A 21,658-nucleotide genomic window follows, 5' to 3' on the forward strand; every position below is an offset into this window, starting at 1 on the left:
AGGAGGCGAGATGAGTTCTTCCAGACAGTCCCTCGCGCAGCGTGAGCCGGCACTGCCCCCCTCAGGGGGGAACGGTCGCCGGCAAGCGCATTCGCGCGATGCCAGGCGTGCGGAACTCGAAGCACGCATCAGCCAGCAGCGCCTCGACGTCAGTCATGCGATGCGTGACCTCAAGGAGGCAACCGCCCCCATCGACCGTGGCTGGGCCAAGGTGCAGCAATACCGTGGCCCGTTGGTGCTGGTGGGCGGCCTGATTGCCGCGCGGGGAGGTTTCCGGCCAAAGAAGGGCCTGAGCCTGATCAAGCGCGGCCTGATGGGCTGGGTGATGATTCGCCGCCTGAGAATACTGTTCGACAAGTGATCACGATACATACCGAAAGCCCCGCCACCTGGCACTCAGGTCGCGGGGCTTTTTTCGTCGCACGTCTCGATATGCAGCGGGCAGGCGTTGCCCGGGATGACTCAGGCGCCGCGACTGTCGCGCTTGAGCAGATAGATGCCCAGATAGAGAGCCGCGAAGATCAGGCCCAGCACGGCGCCAAAACCGAAGACATGGCGGCCATCGCCGGGCAGGAACTCCAGGAAGGAGGTCAGGAACTGGCCCAGGAAGATCGCCATCGTCAGGTAGGCGAGATTGCGTCCACGCACCAGTGCGTGGCTGCGCTCCACCGTCATGTGGTTGAGCAGCGGAATCGAGAAGCCGAAGCCCATCCCGGCCAGCACGGCACCCGCGCTCATCACCCCCATGTTCTCGGCCTGCTGGAAGACGAACAGGCTGGCGGCATACAGCACGAAGGCCAGTGCCAGCGTCGGCATCTCGCGCAAGGCACGTGAGACCTTCGGCATCCACATCGCCGCCACCACCGCGACCATCGAGATCGCCGCCAGGAAGATGCCGGTCGAGGCCTCGTTCAGCCCCAGCAGGTTCAGGCGCTTGGGCAGCATGACGATGGCGGTGAAGAACAGCGTCATGGCCATGGCCGCCGCCAGATAGACACTGGTGAGCGAAGCGGACAGCACCGGCTGGCCCGACTTGCCAACCGTTTCATCAGGGGCTGCAGGTGACTGCCTGGGCACCATCATCCACAGCATGGCCAGCAGCAACCAGGCCAGCAGGTAGAGCAGGAAAGGCAGCTGCCAGGCGATGCCTGCCAGCACGCCACTGACGAACAGGAAGATCACGCCGCCAAGTTCGATGGACATGCCCTGCTGGGCAATCATCTTGAGTCGCGCATGGCCGTGATACCACTCGGAGATCAGCGTGGTGCCTCCCGCCATCACGACCGCGGTGACGCCCCCCAGCAGGATACGATCGGCGAACACGGCGACGGTGCCTTCCAGCAGTGCCCCGCCCGCCCCCAGCAGACCATACAGGAACAGCCCGCCAGTCAGCGCGCGATAGGCCCCGAGGCGGTCGATCATGCGTCCGGCGATAGGCGCAAACAGCACCGCACCCAGCGACGGCAGGGTGATCAGCCAGCTGGCATGGCTCTCCACCTGCAAGGCGGCCGCGATATTCAGAAGCCCCGGTGCCACCACGGTACCCACCATGATGGTCAGGCAGGCGACCGCCAGCAGCGTGAAACGCCCGCCGCCAGAAAGTGATCGAGAGGTATCGCGCGTATCCTGCGCGATACCTCGGGAAGTTGATGTCGTCATATCGGCTCCACTCGGAAACAGGGCCCTCTTGCCAGCCACTGCCTCGCCGCGCCCTCCTGGCTTGTGAGACACGAAAGCCGGGAGGGCGCGAGAGGAAGAAAGCTGACGGAGGGAGGCTTGGCAGGTCCCCAGACTAATGAGCGAGCATTGATAATAGAAATGACGATACTTGATATAACTTATACTTGATGAACATCAATCAACTGACGAGAGCTGCCATGGAACTGCGCACACTGAGAACCTTCGTTTCCGTGGCGACGCACCGGAGCTTCTCGGCCGCCGCCCGCGAGCTGCACACCGTTCAGCCTGCCATCAGTCGCCAGATCGCCGATCTTGAAGCCGAACTGGGCGTGAGTCTGTTGTGGCGCAATACGCGGGAAGTGCGAGTGACGGCACCCGGCGAGGCGTTGCTGGAAGAAGCGCAGCGCATGCTGGCGCTGGAGGCACAGGCACGCAAGCGCGTGGCGATGGCCGCCAGCGGCCAGACCGGCACGTTGCGCATCGGCTACATGAGCTCGGCCTGCGCAAGCTTCGTTCCCGGCCTGATGCGCGACTTCGCCGCCAGCCACCCCGAGGTCAGCCTCACCTTGCATGAGATGAGCGCCCAGCAGCAGCTGGATGCCTTCGCGCGTGACGAGATCGACCTCGGCCTGTCGCGTCCGCTGCCCATCGAGCAGCGCGATACCCTGACGGCTCTGCCGGTCTACGAGGACATGCTGATGGCGGTCGTGCCCGAGGGCCATCGTCTGGCGCACCGCAAGCGGCTCACCCTGAGCGAGCTTGCGAAGGAGGACTTCGTGCTGTTTCAGCGCACGCAGGCGACGGGGCTATTTGATCAGATCATCAGCGCCTGCGGCGATGCCGGCTTCTCGCCGCGCCTCCAGCGCCAGCCGGCCATGATGCAGACGCTGCTCAGTGAGGTTGCGGCCGGACTGGGAGTCGCCATCGCGCCCGGCTGCATCCGCCGTCTGCAGTGCGATGGCTGTCAGTTCATTCCCCTGCGTCCGGCGCTCGGGGCGGTGCCATTGGAGCTTCACTATCCGACCACACCGGGCCGACCGGTGACCGAGGCCTTCGTCGCGCTGGTCGAGCAACGCCTGCCCGCCATCCGCCAGCAGATGGCATGAGACGCGGCCAGTGGTGAGAACGTGCTGGTCAGCAGTTCAGCCCGCAGGCCACCGCCGAGGACCACGCCCACTGGAAGTTGTAGCCGCCCAGTTCGCCGGTGACATCCAGCACCTCACCGATGAAGGCCAGCTGCGGGAGATCGCGCACGCTGAAGTCCTTCTGCGAGATGGCATCGGTGACCACGCCGCCCATGGTGACCTCGGCGGTGCGCCAGCCTTCGGTGCCCGCCGGCTTGAGCTGCCAGTGGTTGAGCGCCTTGGCCAGCTGCTCGAGACGCGCGTTGGAGAGCTCGGCGAGGCTGCGCTCGCTGATGCGGCCGGCATCGGCATCCTGCCACTCGACCAGCGACTGGGCGAGACGCTTGGGCAGGCGCTCGCCAAGCCAGGGACCGATCTGGCGCTTGGGATGCTGCTCACGCAGGGCAAGCAGCTCGGCGTAGGCGTCCACCCCCGGCAGCAGGTCGATGTCCAGTGGCTGACCGGGCGTCCACCAGCTGGAGGCCTGCAGCATCGCCGGGCCGGAAAGCCCACGGTGGGTGATCAGCATCGGTTCGCGATACTGGCCCTTGCCGGCAGTGACGCTGACGTCACAGGCAAGCCCGGACAGCGGCGACAGGCGCTCCTTCCACTGCGAGGTCAGCGTGAACGGCACCAGCGCCGCGTAGGTTTCGGTGACCTCGAGTCCGAACTGGCGCGCGATATCATAGCCGAAACCGGTCGCGCCCAGCGTCGGGATCGACATGCCACCGGTCGCCACTACCACCCGCCCTGCCGTATGCGTGCCGTTGCTGGTCTCGACCCGCATGCCCTCACCCGCATGCTCAAGCGAAGTGATGCGTGTGTTGAGACGAATCTCCGCCCCGGCCCACTCGCACTCCGTCATCAGGATCGCCAGCAGATCCTTGGCGGAATCCGCGCAGAACAGCTGCCCCGGCTTCTTCTCGACATGCTCCAACCCGTGACGCTCCACCAGCTCGAGAAAGTGATGCGGCGTGTAGCGCTTGAGTGCCGAGATGCAGAAGTGCGGATTGCGTGAGAAGAAGTTGGACGGCCCGGCATCCAGGTTGGTGAAATTGCAGCGCCCGCCACCTGACATCAGGATCTTCTTGCCGGCCTTGTTGGCGTGGTCCAGCACCAGCACGCGCTTGCCCTGATAGCCCGCCGTGGCGGCACACATCAGGCCTGCCGCGCCTGCGCCGATGATGATGACGTCGTATGTGGCCATGCTGGAAACCTCGTGCAACAAGAAGAGAAAGACGGTGCTGAAACGCCGAGTGCTCGAGTAGCAGCACCGTGGTGGCCCGACTGTGCCAGCCACCGGCCGCGCAGTTTACCAGAAGCCACGCCCGGTTTCGGGCTCCCGCCGTCCCCTGGCAACATGCGGAGCGCGGAATGGCCATCAAAAGGAGCGCTGCGGATATCCACAGCGCTCCTTTTTATCTCGCACGTCAGCTCGCACGTCAGCTGACATGCCATCTCGTCAGGTTCTGTCGTGTCTCGCTGGACATGACGTCAAGCCAAGAGCCTGCTCACCTCACCTGTCACATTCCGGCATGCAGCCCCAGTCCGAGAGCCGCCGACAGACCGATACCGGCCGCCATGAGCAGGCCGCCCAGGGGGCGCCGACGTTTCATCTGCCACCACATCCACAGGCCAGTCAGCCCCCACAGCACCATCACGCAGGCCATGACATCCACGACCACGGCCCACAGCCACTCCAGCACGCTGCTCTTGTAGCCATGCTGCTTGTGCAGATGCGTCAGGGTTTCGCCAAGCCCCGCGCCGGGCTGGTTCTGCCCGACGGGCTGGCCCTTCAGCTTGCCTGAATACAGGTCCAGCTGGGCAGTGAAGCGCTGGCCGCTGCCGTCCTCCAGCGTGAAGTCGAGCGTCCCCTTGCCATTGAGCGGCTGACGTTCACTGGCGCCGATCGCCTCGCGAAGACGGGCCTGCTGACTGACCAGTGGCACCGCCAGTGGCGAGGTGTCAGGAAGCGTCAGGGTCTGGCCGGCCAGCGGCATGCGAGCAGGACGAGCCGACGCATTTCCCGCGGCGTTTTCCTGCATGGCGATGCGCCGCCCCTCACCGTGGGAAAGATCCACCATGTAGCGCTGACGCATGTCCGCTCCCCGGGAATCCAGTAGCAGAGACAACGGCGCCCCTTCGAGCGCCTGCGGGTCAACCAGCGTGAATTCGTGACGCCCCGAGGAGACTCGGTTCATTTCCGCCACGGTGGCCACGGCCAGAGCCTGGGCATCCACCGGGCCCAACGCGGCGCGTTGCAATGCCTCGGACGACAAGGGTGTCTGCTGGATGTCGCGATACAGACCGGGATGGTTCATCAGGAAGGCGCTCACGCCATACAACAGCACGAAGGGCACCAGCGCGACGCCGCAATACAGATGCAGAGAGCGGATCCAGGGATTGAGTCGCTGCGCCAGGGTCTTGCGCCGCCCTCGCTGACGGGGGGTGTCCTGACGCATGGACGTGGCGCGCGAGGCGGGCCGTTGAGCGGGGGCACCGGGTGCGACATCTGACATGATGACTCTGTTCCTGGGGTGAGCGACGACAAGGTGGATGCACACGCCTTCGCGCGGGTGCGATCAAGAGGCGCAGATGATAAGACAAATACACCTCATCGGCGAATGATTCTCACATGCAGTCACATCGCGCAATCGAATGGCGCGGATCGTCGACGCCAGATGGCAGATCGCCCCCGCTGCCAGGGGCAACGGGGGCGATCAGAGCGGCGATTTCACGCCAGGGAGCAGACGTGCTCGCTCAGACGATGACGCCTTGGCTGCGCAGGTAGTCATCATAGGTGCCGGAGAAGTCGACCACACCCTCGGCATTCAGCTCGATGATGCGCGTGGCCAGCGAGCCGACGAATTCACGGTCGTGGCTGACGAAGATCAACGTGCCCGGATAGTTTTCCAGCGCGAGGTTGAGTGCCTCGATGGACTCCATGTCCAGGTGGTTGGTCGGCTCATCCATCACCAGCACGTTGGGCTGCTTGAGGATCAACTTGCCGAACAACATGCGGCCCTGCTCACCACCGGAAAGCACCTTGACCGACTTCTGGATGTCGTCATTGGAGAACAGCATGCGGCCCAGGGTGCCACGCACGACCTGTTCGCCCCCACCGGTCCACTGCGACATCCAGTCGTAGAGGCTCATGTCGTTGGCGAAGTCATGGGCGTGGTCCTGCGCGTAGTAGCCGACTTCCGCGGCGTCGGTCCACTTCACTTCACCGGCATCCGGGTGCATCTCGCCGACCAGGGTGCGCAGCAGCGTGGTCTTGCCGATACCGTTCGGGCCGATGATGGCGACACGCTCACCGGCGGCGACCGTGAAGCTGAAGTTCTCGAACAGGGTGTTGCCATCGAAGCCCTTGGCGAGCTTGTCGATCATCACCGCGTTGTTGTGGACCTTTTTGGTCTGCTCGAAGCGGATGAATGGGCTGACGCGTGAGGACGGCTTGATCTCGTTGAGCTGGATCTTGTCGATCTGCTTGGCACGCGAGGTCGCCTGCTTGGCCTTGGAGGCGTTGGCGGAGAAGCGGCTGACGAAGGACTGCAGCTCGGCAATCTGCGCCTTCTTCTTGGCGTTGTCGGCCTGCAGCTGTTCACGCGCCTGGGTGGCGGCGGTCATGTACTCGTCATAGTTGCCCGGGAACAGACGCAGCTCACCGTAATCCAGGTCCGCCATGTGGGTGCAGACACTGTTCAGGAAGTGACGGTCGTGCGAGATGATGATCATGGTGCTGGAGCGCGCGGTCAGCACGCCTTCCAACCAGCGGATGGTGTTGATGTCCAGGTGGTTGGTCGGCTCATCGAGCAGCAGGACGTCAGGATCGGAGAACAGCGCCTGTGCCAGCAGCACGCGCAGTTTCCAGCCCGGCGCGACTTCACTCATCGGCCCCAGGTGCTGCTCGATGGGGATATCGAGGCCCATCAGCAGCTCACCGGCACGCGCTTCGGCGGTGTAGCCGTCCAGCTCGGCGAATTCGACCTCGAGGTCGGCGACCTTCATGCCATCTTCCTCGCTCATCTCCGGCAGCGAGTAGATGCGGTCACGCTCGGCCTTGACCACCGCCAGGCGCTCGTGGCCCATGATGACGGTGTCGAGCACCGTGTATTCCTCATAGGCGAACTGGTCCTGACGCAGCTTGCCCAGACGGGTGTTGGGCTCGAGCATGACGTGGCCACCGGACGGCTCAAGATCGCCGCCGAGAATCTTCATCATGGTCGACTTGCCGCAGCCGTTGGCGCCGATCAGGCCATAGCGATTGCCACGACCGAATTTGGCGGAGACGTCTTCAAACAGCGGCTTGGCACCGAACTGCATGGTGAGATTGGCGGTAGAGATCACGAGGGAATATCCGTTTGGAATGAAAAGGTGGGCGGTGACGAAGCGTCACGCTGGCGCCGGATGATACGGGGTCTGGAATCGCGGTCCGTCAGGCATCAGCCACGGAAGAAGACTTCCAGCAGGTGATAGCCGAACTTGCTCTTCAGCGGCCCCTGCAGGGTATTGAGCGGGCCCTTGAAGATGGCGCGATCAATGCCGCCGACCATCTGGCCGGGGCGCACTTCGCCCAGGTCACCGCCCCGCTTGCCGGAAGGACAGGTGGAGTGCTTCTTCGCCAGCTTCTCGAACGGCTGGCCGCGCTCCAGTGACTGCTTGAGACGCTGCGCCTCGGCCTCGGTCTTCACCAGAATGTGGCGTGCCATGGCAATACGAGCCATCTCATGTCCTCTTGCAAGCGAATGCGTGCCTGTCTTCTCCCGGTTCGCGTTCTGTCCCTCCGAGGTGCCGTCCTGTCAGCGACGACCTGCGACAACAGGCGCATGACGAGGGACATGGCGGGAGGCCAGACGAAAGATGAGGGAGACAACAGCCAACAAGGTGAATCTGAAGGCGGGCATGATAACAGCTCAGGAAGACAGACGCTGCAGTGCGTGTTCGCAGCCGCTTCTGACAGGCGAGCCTCCGGTAACGCCAGACGCAGGCGCGAAGATCGAGACCCGTCTCGCGCCATCAGGTGTTGCCGGGAGATCTCGGAGCGTCACACCGAAAGAAGGAGGGGGAGGGGAACTGGCGACACGCAGATGCCTGACAGGACATGCGCGTCAGAGATTCACGCATGTCCTGCCAGGCATCTACGCGGGCCGGGAAAGGCAAGGTTCCAGCCCATGCCATGTTCCCGGCCACTTGCTCACGCCTTCCCCGTCATCTTGCGCCGTCTTTCTAGAGCAGGCCGGCCTGGACATCATCCTGTATGCCCTGAAGGCCGACATCGTCGCTCATCGGCGCCTCCTCATTATTGGAGACCGGAATCGCGTCGCCGTCCTCGAGCATGCTCATCATCGCGAGCGCATTCGGTGAGCCAGCCGGAGCCACATCCGGATCACGCGTGATCTGGAAGGACGCCAGATCCTGTGAACCGCCATTGAAGGTGATACGCAACACCTGCACCCCCTCCTCCAGGTCCAGCGTCAGCGAGGGACCATCGACATAGACTCCCCAGGCACCGGAATTGGGTAGCGTGCCACTGGCCTCGTCATAGAACTCGCCATTCTTCTCCACCGAGGCCGTGATGCTGCGCCCATTGTCAGGAGCGGAGGTGACGAATGACAGCGTGTGAGCGCCGGCCTGCTCGACATCGATGGTGTACTCAAGCCATTCACCATCCTCTACCCAGCCTATCGCTTCCCCCTCACCGACGATATCCACCGGTGTATCGCGATAGTTCGAGCCGAACTGAGCGCTGGAGAGCTCGTTGTAGGCCTCCCCTTGCCCACCTTCATCAAAGTTGACGGCATCGAGGCTGAGCCCCTCATCCGCCTGCACCTGCCAGGGGATGCCTCCCGCATTGAAGGCCTGCTGACCATCAAGGGAGAGCGAGAATCCCTGCAGGTCCATGGAACCGCCATTGAAGGTCAGTCGCAGCACCTGCTCTCAAGCCTCCAGGGTCACCTGGGCGGTCTCGGTACCCACGAAACTGGTCCAGCTACCGGTCGGTGAGACCCCTACCGGTGTGGCGCTGGCGTACGGGGCGTCGGCCTCCTTGGCAAAGGTTGCGGTAATGCTGCGCTGCCCTCCCCCCGAGACTCCCAGGGAAGCCAGGAAGGCCATATCGTAGGTACCGGCCTGTTCGACGTTCAAGGTGTACTCCACCCATTCGCCATCCTCGATCCAGCCGATGGCGCTGCCGCCGCTGGCCATGTCCACGCCCTCACCGCGAACATCGGTCCCCTCCTGCACCTCGCTGGAATCGTTGTAGGCGACATCCTGTCCGCCTTCATCGTAATTCACCGCCTCAAGGCTGAAGTCACTGCCTACCTGCCAGGGCTGACCATCGTCGGTGTACGCCTGCTGGCCATCGTCCACCGGCGCCACCAGCGTCAGATTCAGAGAGGCCAGATCCAGCTGTCCGCCGTTGAAGGTCAACCTGAGCACCTGCTCACCTTCCTCCAGCGTGAAGGTCAAGGGACCCACATCGGTGAAGTTGGTGAAACCGTCGGTGTCCGGTACCGCCACCGCCTGCCCCTCGGTATAGAAGCTGCCGTCCTGCTCGAAGGCGGCGGTGATCGACTTGCCGTCGGAAGTCGCCGAGGCGGAGAAGTTCAGTGCATAGGTGCCCGCCGTCTCGACATTCAGGGTGTACTCGAGCCACTCACCGTCGGCCACATAGCCGATGGCCAGACTGCCATTGGAGATATCCACCGCTTCGTCGGAACGGAAGCCATCGCCCTGGTGGGCCTGCGTGGTGTCGTTGTAGGCGACGCCCTGGCCACCGTTGTCGAACAGGCGCGCTTCCAGTGTCAGGCCATCGCTTCCCACCGCCCAGGCAGTCTCGCCGGCATTGAAGGCGCTCTGTCCCACCGGCTCGGGATTGTCGAGGAAGTTCGGCACACCGTCGTTGTCATCGTCGTCGTACAGATCCACGCGTCCATTGCCGTCAGCATCTTCCGCCCCTGCGGGATCGTAGGTAGTAACGTTCTCCACCAGGAAGATGTTGTCGTTGTAGTCGTAGTTCACCCCCGCGTAATCCTGGATCACGATATAGGTATCCGGGATTTCGTTGCCGGCGGCGTCCCTGGCCACATACACACGGATCAGATGGCCATCATTCTCGTCCCAGTTGAGATTGTTGCCGGGAGTGCCGATGGCATCGACGGTGTCCTCATGGAGGTTGGCGTCGGGATCGGACCAGGAAATATAGCCCTGGCGGCCCGATATCTCAGCGAAGAAACCAAAGGGCGCATCGCGATCCAGGGTGGTGGTGGTCAGCAGATCTCCCTCATTGAGCGTGCGTGGCAGCAACGTCTGACCATCGGCCTCGTCGTGGGCCAGCACCTCGTCGATATCACGACTGTCGACGTCGTGGATGAACAGTCGTGCCACGTCGCCCTGGGTATGGTAAGCCGCCAGCTGAGTGATCTTGATCGGCGAGCCTCCATCGGCGCGCTGGAAGTACGGAGACAGGATCTCATCGCCGTTGGCTTCCACCAGCCCTCCCTGGTTCATCTGCCCTTCGGCAACATTGGTCGAGTAGCCGAAGGCATCGATGATCTCCTGCACTCCCGGTTCCTGGCCGCTTTCTGAGCGATTCTGGGCCAGGCCGGCAAGTTCGATGACCTTATCTCCCTCATCCGCATCACTTGAGGTGATGATCAGGCTGGACTCGTAGAGGCTGCCATCGTTGGGATCATCGGCGATGAAGCGCACGATCACATCGACTGACTCACCCGGCTCCAGCGTCACCGCAGTGAAGGCCTCCGTCAGCTCGAACAGCGTCGCATCACTGACCTCGACGCGACTGATGTCGAGACTCTCGAAGCCATCGTTTCTCAGCGTGACGGTCACCTCGTCATGCACCTCCTGCGCGGCATTGGCCGGATTCTCGATGCGCGACATCACCAGGCGATCGTTGGAAGGCACGCCGTCATTGTTGATGACCGTCAGCTCACCACCAGACACCGGTGTCACGCCCTCGATGAGGAACATGTTGTCGTTGTAGTCATAGTTGATCCCGGTGTAATCCATGATCCCCAGATAGGTGTCGGGGATCACGTTGCCCTCGGCATCGAGAGCCCGGAACATGCGCACGGTATAGCCGCGCTCGATACCCTCGGCATCGGCCGGCGGGGTGCCGCCTCCGGTCGGGTTGAGTGACGGGTCCGTGGACAGATTGGCCACTTCGATACCGAACACGCCACTTCCGGCCCACCCGGCCGGGATATCATCGAGCCCGAAGGTCGCGGTGGCGAAGTTGCCGTTGCTCAATACCGGCAGGATCGACTGGTTATTGTCGCCCGCGTGATTGGAGAAGATCACGTCCTGCCCCTTGTCGCCGGGGTTGTGGATACCCAGCGTCGCCCCGCCACCGCCATGATAGGCCGCCAGCTGGGTGATCCTGGCCTCGCCAGCCCCCTCGGCCAGAGACCAGTAGCGCGATAGCACCTCGTCATCATTGACCGGGCGATACAGATCGAAGTCGTTGAGTACCGAATTCTCTCCGCCACCGACGGTCGACAAGCCTTCGATACGGTTACCGAAGCCGAACACCTCCCACACCTCGTTGACGTTGGGCTCCCAGCCACCCTCGTCACGCGCCTGCCAGAAGCCTGCCATGTGGATCTCGGCGATCGGAGAGTCGGCATCGTTGGTGGTGAGACGGATACGGCCCTCGAAGACCCCATCACCGGCATTGTTGGACGGCGCGGTGTAGCTGTCCCGGTCGAACAGCACCGTGACCTCGAGGGATTGCCCCGCGGCCAGCGTCAGGCCATCAAACACCTCGGGGTCCGCCAGTGTGAAGGGGCCGTCGATGTCGGCATCGAGCACTTCCAGCACATCGCTGCCGGTGTTGGAAATGGTGACCGTGGCACTTTCCTTGAAGTCACGATCGGGATTCGAGCCGCTGTTGTTGTCCAGATAACTGAAGTGCAGGCGATCGGAGTAGTAGGCGGCATCACCGCTCTCTACCACGATATCGGCGTCGTCGCTGCCGACCACCGGCATCACATCGAGATAGTCGAGATCATCGGCACCATCGGCGGTGGACACCGCACGCAGGTTGTACTCCACCCCGGCCTCGAGCTCGACATAGGTGCCCTCTTCACCAGCGTCACCCACTCCCGGATAGGCCAGCAGTTTCACCGACTGCCCGTTGAGCGTCAGGGCCAGGCCCTGGCCATCATCGGCGCCCGCATTCGCGGCCAGATCCAGACGATAGAGTCCGCTGCTGTCCACGCTGAAGTAGAAGTCGGCGGTCAGCTCGTTGAGGGCGCGTGCGCTGTCACCGCTCTCGAGCTCGATGCGCGACCCGTTCGAGACATCGGCATAGACCGGGATGAAGCTGTCGGACGGTGCATTCGGCACCTGCAGCAGATCGATGTTCGGCCCCACGGCACCCGGCGCGGTCAGGGTGATGGTGTTGCTGCCCTGCTGCAGAGCGACCAGCGTGTTCTGGAAGAACCAGTCGCTCTCGTCAGCGTTGCTCTGGCCTTCGAAGTTCAACATCCCGAGGTCGACACCATTGATCGCAAGCCCCAGGGGACGGTCATCCTTGGTCGCGGCAAGCGCGTAGCGGAAGGCGATGTCATAGCTTCCCGTCTCGGCGACATCGAGTGTCCAGGTAATGGTCTGATCACCCGTTCCCGCGAAGTCGACGTACCCATCACCGGACGCGTTGCGATCATCATCGCTTGTCAGTACCACCACGGCGCCATCGAGCACTGCCCCCTCGGCCTCGTACTCATCGACGCCAGGCGTGGTATCCGGCGCTTCCTGCAGGATCTCCAGCTGGTCGATATTGGGGCCGGTGTCGGCGGTGGCCTGCAGGCGCACCGTGTTCTGACCACTGACCAGCGTCGCTGCCACGGCCTCGGTCAACCACTCGGCCCAGGCTGCATCCCCCGTCAGGCCGTCGGGCGGACTGAAGTCAAACACCCCGACACTGACATTGTTGACGAACACTTCCAGCGGGCGATCGGCATTGCCGCCGTTGGCATAGCGCAGATGCAACACCGAGTCGCCAGCCTGCTCGGCATCCAGCTCGAACGTGAAGGTGAGGAAGTCGGCATTGGTAGACCCGAAGTCCGCATAGCCACCTGGCGTGCCGTCGGTATCGTCGGTATTGCCATCGAGCCCGAAGGCACCGGGGCGCAGGCCATTGGGCAGGTCCGGCTGGTTGGTCTCGGGGTTGTCGATGTCGCGAATCTGGATCTCGGCGTCCGTCTCCGTCGCGAGCGTCACGGCGGTGCCGTCGTCAGGCGTCCTGTCCTCGGCCTGAATGACCAGCAGCGAGACCAGCTCATTCGTCGGGTCGACAGGGTCCACGGGGTCGACCGGATCCACCACCCCACCCGGTGCCGGGTCGAGGCGAATGATCTGGCTCTGGCCATTGCCGCGATTCAGGGTCAGCAGATAAAGCTGGCCGGTGACCGGATTCTCGATGATGTCCAGTGGGTCGACGTAACTGATGACGTTGCCCTCAGGATCACGCAGTACGTCATCGCCAATCACGTTGCCGTTGGCATCCAGCGTGATCGAGCGCACGTCGTCACCGCCGGAGTACTCGGTGAACAGCACGTTGCCCTGCAGATTGCCGCCGAAGACATCACTGGTGTATTCCACTGCGCCGTTGGGCGAGCGATTCTCGCCGAGCGAATAGACACCCGAGATATCGTAGGTGCCCTCGGGGTTGGTGCCTGTCGGATACTTGTCGACCTGATTGGGGTCGGTGGCACTGGTCGGATTGCCGCCGTTGAGGATGTACTCGTCGCGCAGCGGGTTGGGATGCCCGTAATAGCCTCCCTCGACGATCTTGAACAGATAGTCATCCTGCTTCTCGACACTGGTGTAGCGCTCGTCCTCCGGCGTCGACGGGTCATCCGGCACGTTGCCGCCTGCCGCCGAACCGTTGGTCGGCACGTACAGGAAGCCATTGGAATGCCACACCAGGTCGTAGGCGTTGCGCGCCCCGGTGGCAAAGATCGTCAGCACCGCGTCGCTGGCGTAGGGGTCGTAGTAGGACTCGAGCACGTTGCCGGACTCGTCCTGCACCGTGGCGACACCACGCTCATCGAACACCAGGAATTCGCCATTGCCCATCGGGATGGGGTCGTCCTTGGGATGGCCATCCGGGTCATCGAAGCGAGTATTCTGGCCGTTGTCGGGAAGCGGCTCGGTAGTGACATCGAAGCCACCGGGAGGCGCATCACGGGTCGGGTCGATCTCCATCACCGCGGCATTCAACAGACGCTCCGGACGATTGCCCCAGGCGCTGTCCGGCTCGCCCATGGCAGAGTTGGAGCCCTGGATCAGATACAGCAGATGACTCGGGACATCGGGATTGGTCTCGGCGTCGTAATCCGGATTCGCGCGGAACTCCAGGCTGTTGGTCACATGATCGCCATTGGAGCGTGGCAGGCCAGTGATGTAGGGCTCGGCGGTGCCCGAGAACTCGCTACCGCCCTCCAGGGTGATCTTGGTGATCCGGCCACTGAAGTCGGGCACGCCGTTGTCACGGCCAGACAGCGGGATCGGATAGTTGTCGGTGATCCACAGCACGTCGGGGTCGGTGGGGTCGATCACCAGCCCGATGATCCCGCGGCGATCATTGCTGGCATCGGCCCCGTCCTGATGGAAGTAATCGCTCGGCAGCGAAAGCTCCTGGCGGTTGCCGAGGGAGCCATCGACGGGGTCGATGTCGTAGCGCAGGATCTGCCCACCAATGGTCGCGATGTACATCGTCGAGCCATCGGCGGTGATCTCCAGCGAGGTGAAACCGAAGGCGTTGTCAGAGGCACCGTCGAGTTCCACCACGTCATTGAAGGCCACATCGCGAGCGACGATCTCCGGGGCTTCGCCGGTGATGAAGGTGTTGGTGTACTTCTGGAACTCACGGGTCGGCGCGTCCAGGTCGTCGTTGGCGCCACGATCCTGGAAGCCGTCGATGATCAGCGTATAGCTGGTGAACTCCTTGAGCGTCTGGCTCGGCGAGATGGTCAGGGAATCGAAGCCACCGGTGGTGTTGGCGTTGAAGCTGACCTCCTCTCCGGTCAGCGTCTCGATCAGACGGATCGAACCGTCAGCCAGGCTCTCGAGCAGCGCCCCGCCGCGGCCGTCCACCACCGAGATGCCGACGAAGATGTCGGACGTCGGGTCGACCCCGCTCGGCAGGCCGCCGTCGTCGGGATCCAGATCGACTTCCACCTCGTTGTCACCGACCCCAGCGATGGCGCGCGCATCAGTGAAGAAGGCGTAATCCTCGGCGGCGATGCGATCATCTTCCGGCGTCAGGTCCGGCAGTGCCTGGATCTCGAGGTACTGGATCTCGGTGTTCTCGTTGTCGAGCCCCAGGGAATCCAGTGTCAGACGCCCATCGCTGACCTGCACGATGCGGGTGACCAGATCCGAGCGGAAGCCATCGGTATCATCTGACGGATTGCCGTCCGCCGGGAAATCATCGGGCCGGAACGGGGTGAAGGGATCATTGAACAGCTCACCCTCGGCATTGAGCACGTTGCGACTGTCGTAGGGCCCGGAGGTATCCCCGATGGAGACGGTGACCTCGTAGTAGCCATCGTCCAGCTCGATCTCCCAGCCGGCGCGCACATAGGCGCTTCCCGGCTGGTCGAAGTGGGCGTAGGTGCCCTGGCGCGGGTCGAGCCCGGCGATGTCATCGGTGCGGTCATTCACCGCCACGCTGGTCAGCGCGCTGATGCCCAGCGGCTCGGTGCCGGGCTCGCCGTCGTAGATCGACGCCTCGGTGATCCAGCCGTACTGATGGGTCTGGCCATCCACGGTCACCGATTGGGTGCCGAAGGCCTTGCCGTTGTCGGCGATGTAGCCATCCGGCACCGCGGTGCCTTCGGGCTGGAAGTTGATCTTGACCGAGAAGCGCTCGCCCGGCTCCACCGGACGCTCCGGCACCACGCCATCACGGCTCACCGTCAGGCTGTCGATGTTGGGGCCGGCGTTGCCCAGGTTGGCAAGGCGAATGGTGTTGTCGCCGGCCTCGAGCTCCACCTCGAGCGTCGTGGTGGTCCAGTTCTCCCAGCCGGCGGCGTCGGTCCCCGTGGAGGCAAAGGCCAGATTCCCCTGACTCAGCCCGTCCACCAGGATGTCCATGGGGCGATTCGCGCCGTTGGAACCGGCATTGGTATAGCGAACCTCCAGGGTGTAGGTACCGGCCTCATCGACCGCCACCTGGAACTCGGCGGCGTCACCGGCGTCGGCTCCCATGTCCAGATAGCCGGTGCCGGTAAAGTCATCCCACAGCCCATCTGGCCCGGAGGCGACATTGGTTTCCGGATTGTCGGCATCGCGCACCTGGGTATCACCGTCGGTATCGATGATGGTCAGCGCCTCGCCCTCGATGGCGAAGTTGAATGCAGGCGTGCCGTCGCCCTCCGCGAAGCTGACCACCTCGCTGGCGCTGGCCTCGTTGCCGGTGGCATCGGTGACGAACAGCGAGACGGCGAGATCGCCGCTCTGATCATCGAGCTGGCCGCTCAGATCCAGCGTGATGTTGCCATCGGCGTCCGGCGTCACTGCCTCACGGGTCGCGCCGCCGTCGAAGGACACGGCAACGCTGATCACGTCATCATCGATGCCGGAGACGTTGAAGACTGCCGCCGCCAGCTGACTGGCATCGAGAGTGTCGTCAGCCGCGACGATGGCGAGATCGCCGTCCTCATCGGCACTCACATCCTCCGGGATCGGGCCGCTGCCGGCGTCGGTCACTTCGATGCGATCGATGTTGGGACCGGTGGTGGCGCCAGCGGGAATCGCCAGCACGATGGCGTTGCTGCCCGCCTCCAGGCTGACGGTGAAGGTCTCGAAGCCCCAGTGGTCGAAGCCTTCTTCCCCGCCGCTGCCGTCCGGGTCCGTGCTGGCCATGGCCAGCATCAACGGATCGCCGCCATTGATCACCAGATCCAGCGGACGATCGGTATTGGTGGCGTAACGCACACTGATGTCGTACTGACCGGCCTGGGCCACCTCGATCTGCCAGGCGACGTTATCGCCAGCCGTGTCGCCGAAGTCCAGATAGCCGGTACCGGAGAAGCCCGGCCGCAGACCGTTCTCCAGATTCGCATTGTCTTCGGGATTGTCGGCATCGCGCACTACGGTATCCGTCGCGTTGGCGCCGTCATCGAAGCTCGTCACCGTGCCGTCTTCGGCCTGCAGACGCAGGGGCGAGAACGGCGCTTCATCGACATCATTCACGGTGACCGAGAGCTGCGCGGTGGTGGAGAGATCGCCGTCACTGACGCTGACCTCGACGTCATAGACGCCATCTTCGTCATCATCGACCGCCAGCTCGAAATCGCGAGCACTGGTGAAGCTCAGCACGCCGGTGGTGGCGTCAATGGTGAACAGCGGAGAATCGGCCCCGCCAGTGATGGCGAATACCGGCGCGTTGAGGCCGAGAGTCCCCCCGTCTTCATCGACGAGCGGGATCGCGCCAATCTCGGTCAGGTTCTCATCCACTGCAAACGCGGTCTGGTCGATGGCGATGCTCTCATTGAGGTCTGCCACGGTGATCAGGGTGTCCTGTGACACGCTGTCCTCGCCATCGGTCACCGTCACGGTCAGCTCGTAGACACCATCTTCATCGCTGTCGGCGGCCAGCTCCGCGTCCGGTGGATTGAGGAAGGCGATTCCTCCACTCGCCACGTCGTAGGTGAAGAGCGCGGCATCGGCACCGGACAGCGTCACCGTCAGGCTGTCGCCATCGGCATCCTCAAGCACCAGACTTGCCACGCCAGCACTGTTCTCGTCGATACTGATCGCGGCACCGAGTCCCGCCAGGGTCGGGGCAGTATTGACCGGCTCATCGATACGCTCGAATTCAAGCGAGTCGATACGCATCAGCTCGCCACCGGCACCACGCAGTTCGAGGCTTGCCAGATCACCGGCGGTGACCTCGACGGGCGTCTCGAAGACGATTTCCTTGCGGTTGCCGCTCTGGCCTGCATTTCCGCGCGCGCCACTGCCGACGAAGGTGCCGAAGTCGTCGTTCAATACCACGTCGGCGCTCAGGCTATCGGTTGTCGTGTTGCGCGCTTCAAGCACGGTGTCACCGATGGTCAGGGTCAAGGTGCCTTCACCGTCGGTTTCATCGAACACATAGAGGCGTGCGATGTACCAGCCCGGCTCCACGCCGCCCGCCGAGAGATCAGTGCCGATCGTCGCCGGCGCATTGCTGGTCAGACGAATCAGCTGCTCGTTGGACGCCGACGCACTGCCAGTGACGATCAGGTTACCGGCGTCGAGATCCGTGAAATCTTCCGCCTCGATCGTGATGCTATCGCCAACCTGGGTGCCTTCGATGATGAAGCTCAGCGACTGGGTCGCTGACAGACCACTCGGGTCGGTGGCGCGCACGACAACATCGAAGGTGCCTCCTTCACTTGGCGTGCCTTGAATGACACCGTCGATCACCTCGAGTCCGGCAGGCAGATCCTCGGCCGTCAATGTCAGGCTGTCACCATCGGCATCGGAGAACAGCGAGGCGAAGTCCGCCAGCGGAATCTGGAGGAAGCTCTCGCCCACCTCTCCAAAGTAGGGCTCGAGAACGGCAGGCTCCGCCACCGGGGCGTCGTTGACGTTCTCGATGCTCAAGGCGAAGTCGGTATCGGTACTGGCGGTGCCATCATCAGCGGTCACCGTGATGGTGTAATCGCCCGGCACCAGACCAGCGAGGCTCCCGGACAGCACAGTGTCGCTGACACTCAGCCCGTCCACGGTGACCGGCAGGCCATCGCCATCGGTGACCTGAAAGCTGAAGGCGAGGTCATCGCCATCGTCATCGACGAAGGGCAGGTCAACCTCGAGATTCGCGCCTTCGTCGAGACTCAGATCAGCGATGCCACCCCCCACCACGCGCGGTGCGCTGTTGGTGTCATCGACATCGGCTTCTGACAGGCTTACGCCACTGAAGCTCGCACTGCCCTTGGCGCCCACATCATCGTCGTTGACGAAGACCAGCGAATCGAGGGTGATGCCCGCATGCGCCGAGAGATCGATGGTGAAGCGCAAGGTGCCATCGCCATTGTCGATGCCCTGCCCACGCAGATCGACAAAGCCACCCTGCGTCTGGCTGCCGCCCAGCTGATAGACACTGTTTCCGCCATTGAACGGATTGGAATCGGCATCGAAGCCGATGGCAACGATCTCGGGGACCGGCGAATCGGATATGGCCACATCCAGGGTCAGGATGCTGCCACTGGTGATCGTGTAGTCCTCCGGCAGGGCTGCCCGCTTCCAGACATTGTCGTTCAACGTCAGAGTGCCACCGTCGTCTTCCACCACCGCCCCCGTGCCAACGGAGGGATTGTCCTGGGGCGCGTTGTAGGCGCTGATCGTGGCGTCATCGAAGGTGACATCCAGCGTCACGCTGCCGACGACGGCCAGCGTGACTGCCTCCGCGACACTCGCCTCATTACCGGCGGCATCGGTCACGATAAGGGTCACGATCACATCGCCCGGCGCCTGTGTGGAGAGATCGACCGTCAAGGTGTCGCCATCGCTGACAACGGACTGACGGGTCACGCCGCCGTCGAAGCTGATCTCGAGAGTCGAGCCGTCATCGATTCCCGCGACACCGAATACCACGCTGGCGCTGTCATCCGCCTCGATGGCATCTTGCGGGCCTTCGAGTGCCAGGTCGCCCCCCTCATCGGCGGTGGTATCCAGCGTCAGTGCCAGGCTCTGTTCGGCACGGTTGCCGAAGGCATCCATGGCGATCAGCGTGACCGACAGATCGCCATCAGCGAATCCCGACAGATCCAGCGTGAAGCTGCCATCCGGGTTCGGCACCACCTCCTGGACCGTGATTCCCTCATCGAAGGTCACGCCGACGAAGGTGATGTCGGCATCCAGTCCGCTGACGCTGAAGCCCGCTTCACCGACGGTCGCGCCATTGAGGAGGGGGTCTACGGCGGTAAAGGTCAGCACAGAGGCATCGGCATCCGCCACGACATCCCCTACCGGGCCCGTGCCCGCCGTGGTGACCTCCAGGCGATCGACATTGGGCCCATTGCTGCGTCCATCAGGGATCGTCAGCGTGACGGTGTTGTCACCGACCTCCAGACTCGTCGTCAGGGTGTGGTAGCTCCAGACATCGAAACCCTCAGGGTCGACGTTGCCGGCGTTGGGGTCAGTCCCGACAAAGGCGAGCTCGGAGGACTCGCCGTCATTGATCGAGAGAGCCAACGGACGCGCGCCATTGCTGGCATAGCGGAAGTTGAGGTCGTAGTCGCCCGCCTCGGCCACATTGACGGTGAAGGTCAGGCTATCTCCCGGCGCGCTGCCGAAATCCACGTAACCGGTGCCGGAAAAGTCCGGACGCAGTCCGACAAAGCCACCGGCCTCGGGATTCGCGGCGTCACGCACCACGGTGGCGGCCCCGTTGTCGGCGCCCAGCACGGCATCCTCTGCCTGCATCACCACTGACGCAATCACCGGATCGACAGGCTCCACCGCATCGGCCTCCAGAAGCGCCACCTCGATCTTGTCGATGTTCGGCCCGTTGGTCGCGCCGCCCAGACGCAGGGTATTGCTGCCCGCGGCCAGCGTGATCTCCAGCGTCTCGGTCGACCAGCCCTCCCACGCGGAAGGCCCGCCATTGCCTGGCTGGTTGTCCGCGGGCACATCATCGATATCATCGGGGTAGTAATTCGGCGCAGTCACCGCTGCGAACTGGAAGGCACCGACCTGACTTTGCGTGTCGTCATCGACCAAAAAGAGATCAATGGGACGCGCCGAGTTGCTGGCATAGGTCACGGTGACACTGTACGTGCCGGCGGTAGCCACCTCGAGAGTGAAGTCACCGTAGGCCTCGGCATTTTCCGATGCCCAGTCGAGATAGCTGGCGCCTTCGGCGCCGACCCGGAAGGTTTCCCTGCCATTGGTGAAGCTGGCGATATTGTCGAGAGTCACCACACGATTGGTGCCAGCGTCGGCGACATCAGACGTCGGGCCGATATCGAGATCCTCACCCTGAATGACGAAGACGTCCGGGTCCGGTGCACGCACTTCCAGATAGTCGACGTTGGGGCCACTGGCCCCGTTGGAGGTGAAGGACACCGTGTTCTCGCCCGCCTGCAGCTGAACGCGAATGGTACGCTCGCCGAACTCACTGAAATCAGTGGCGTCGCCGGTCAGGGTCGTGCTCGGCAGATCAAACATTCGATCCTGAAGTTCGCCATTGACGTCCAGGCGCAATGGGCGGTTGCGATCAGACCCATCGCCATTCTGGCTGAGCGCATACCCCAGCGCGAGTTCATATTCACCGGCCTCGGTGACGCTGAAGGTGAAGGTCAGCGTCTCACCGGTCGCACCGCCGAAGTCCACGTAGGCAGTGCCTGATGCATTGGCGGTATTGGACGGATTATCCCCCCCTGTCACCACCTCGATACCGGCCCCACCGATGGAGGATGCATTGCCATCTCCGTCGTCATCACTGAGGTCTTCGGCCTCGATACGAAGGGTAGTGAAGCTTTCCGGTGCGATGAGCGCCGCCGTGGCCAGAGGGGCAGGTTCGGCCAGCAAGGCAGGTCCTGTGCCCGCGGCAGGTTCATCACTACTGGTCAGTAGCGCCTGGGCGGCTTGCGGCGTGTCCTCCTGGTCACTCACCTCCTGGTCACTCACCTCCTCGGCGACGACATCCGGTGACTCGACCTCGAAGCCGAACTGCTCACCAGACCCGGGCAGTACCTCGCCTCTTTCGTCCAACGCTTCGATCATCATCTTGAGTTTGCCTGATAGAGGGGTAGGCAGATGATCAAAGACAAAGGGACGCTCAAAGCGCTCAAATACCGACAGTCGATCCTGCGCATCCTCGAATGTCA

9 protein-coding genes are annotated in these 21,658 nt (G+C 63.2%); 2 read left to right on the forward strand and 7 right to left on the reverse strand.

Going from position 1 to position 21,658, the window contains the following annotated elements; all coding sequences use genetic code 11:
* Positions 1-10: 10 nt before the first annotated feature.
* Positions 11-361: a YqjK-like family protein gene (locus tag ACZYGA_RS03145; RefSeq protein ID WP_084207957.1), complete on the forward strand. Its 351-nt coding sequence runs from the start codon at positions 11-13 to the stop codon at positions 359-361.
* Between the two features lie 101 nt (positions 362-462).
* Here ACZYGA_RS03145 and ACZYGA_RS03150 read toward each other — a convergent pair whose 3' ends face one another.
* Entirely contained in the window at positions 463-1,659 is a 1,197-nt protein-coding gene (locus tag ACZYGA_RS03150; RefSeq protein ID WP_404625817.1) for an MFS transporter, read from the reverse strand.
* Between the two features lie 218 nt (positions 1,660-1,877).
* On the opposite strand from ACZYGA_RS03150, the gene ACZYGA_RS03155 reads away from it, so the two are divergent.
* Positions 1,878-2,786, forward strand: a complete 909-nt coding sequence (locus ACZYGA_RS03155) for a LysR family transcriptional regulator (RefSeq protein ID WP_404625819.1) — start codon at positions 1,878-1,880, stop codon at positions 2,784-2,786.
* A 28-nt stretch (positions 2,787-2,814) separates the two neighbouring features.
* Here the strand turns inward: ACZYGA_RS03155 and ACZYGA_RS03160 are convergent, their stop codons facing one another.
* The 6 genes from ACZYGA_RS03160 to ACZYGA_RS03185 form a co-directional block, all read right to left on the reverse strand.
* Positions 2,815-4,011 carry a BaiN/RdsA family NAD(P)/FAD-dependent oxidoreductase gene (locus ACZYGA_RS03160; RefSeq protein ID WP_404625821.1) on the reverse strand — a complete coding sequence of 399 codons (1,197 nt, stop codon included), beginning with the start codon at positions 4,009-4,011 and terminating at the stop codon, positions 2,815-2,817.
* Between the two features lie 316 nt (positions 4,012-4,327).
* Positions 4,328-5,323 (reverse strand): PepSY domain-containing protein, encoded by a 996-nt coding sequence (locus tag ACZYGA_RS03165; RefSeq protein WP_404625823.1) that lies wholly within the window; start codon positions 5,321-5,323, stop codon positions 4,328-4,330.
* Between the two features lie 241 nt (positions 5,324-5,564).
* Positions 5,565-7,154 carry an ABC-F family ATPase gene (locus ACZYGA_RS03170; protein WP_077375479.1) on the reverse strand — a complete coding sequence of 530 codons (1,590 nt, stop codon included), beginning with the start codon at positions 7,152-7,154 and terminating at the stop codon, positions 5,565-5,567.
* 95 nt (positions 7,155-7,249) lie between these two features.
* Positions 7,250-7,531 carry a peptidylprolyl isomerase gene (locus ACZYGA_RS03175; RefSeq protein ID WP_077375482.1) on the reverse strand — a complete coding sequence of 94 codons (282 nt, stop codon included), beginning with the start codon at positions 7,529-7,531 and terminating at the stop codon, positions 7,250-7,252.
* A 502-nt stretch (positions 7,532-8,033) separates the two neighbouring features.
* The gene (locus ACZYGA_RS03180) at positions 8,034-8,738 is read right to left on the reverse strand and encodes a carbohydrate-binding protein (protein ID WP_479398331.1); all 705 of its coding nucleotides are present in this window, start codon (positions 8,736-8,738) and stop codon (positions 8,034-8,036) included.
* Positions 8,739-8,744: 6 nt separating this feature from the next.
* Positions 8,745-21,557: a carbohydrate-binding protein gene (locus ACZYGA_RS03185; protein WP_479398332.1), complete on the reverse strand. Its 12,813-nt coding sequence runs from the start codon at positions 21,555-21,557 to the stop codon at positions 8,745-8,747.
* Positions 21,558-21,658: the final 101 nt, after the last annotated feature.

The sequence above is a fragment of the Cobetia sp. BL01 genome, assembly GCF_056493605.1.

Bases quoted from the DNA above. Each gene is read 5' to 3' on its own strand.
- ACZYGA_RS03160 (WP_404625821.1), bottom strand. From the start codon at position 4,011: ATGGCCACATACGACGTCATCATCATCGGCGCAGGCGCGGCAGGCCTG.
- ACZYGA_RS03155 (WP_404625819.1), top strand. From the start codon at position 1,878: ATGGAACTGCGCACACTGAGAACCTTCGTTTCCGTGGCGACGCACCGG.
- ACZYGA_RS03145 (WP_084207957.1), top strand. From the start codon at position 11: ATGAGTTCTTCCAGACAGTCCCTCGCGCAGCGTGAGCCGGCACTGCCC.
- ACZYGA_RS03165 (WP_404625823.1), bottom strand. From the start codon at position 5,323: ATGTCAGATGTCGCACCCGGTGCCCCCGCTCAACGGCCCGCCTCGCGC.
- ACZYGA_RS03175 (WP_077375482.1), bottom strand. From the start codon at position 7,531: ATGGCTCGTATTGCCATGGCACGCCACATTCTGGTGAAGACCGAGGCC.
- ACZYGA_RS03150 (WP_404625817.1), bottom strand. From the start codon at position 1,659: ATGACGACATCAACTTCCCGAGGTATCGCGCAGGATACGCGCGATACC.
- ACZYGA_RS03185 (WP_479398332.1), bottom strand. From the start codon at position 21,557: ATGATGATCGAAGCGTTGGACGAAAGAGGCGAGGTACTGCCCGGGTCT.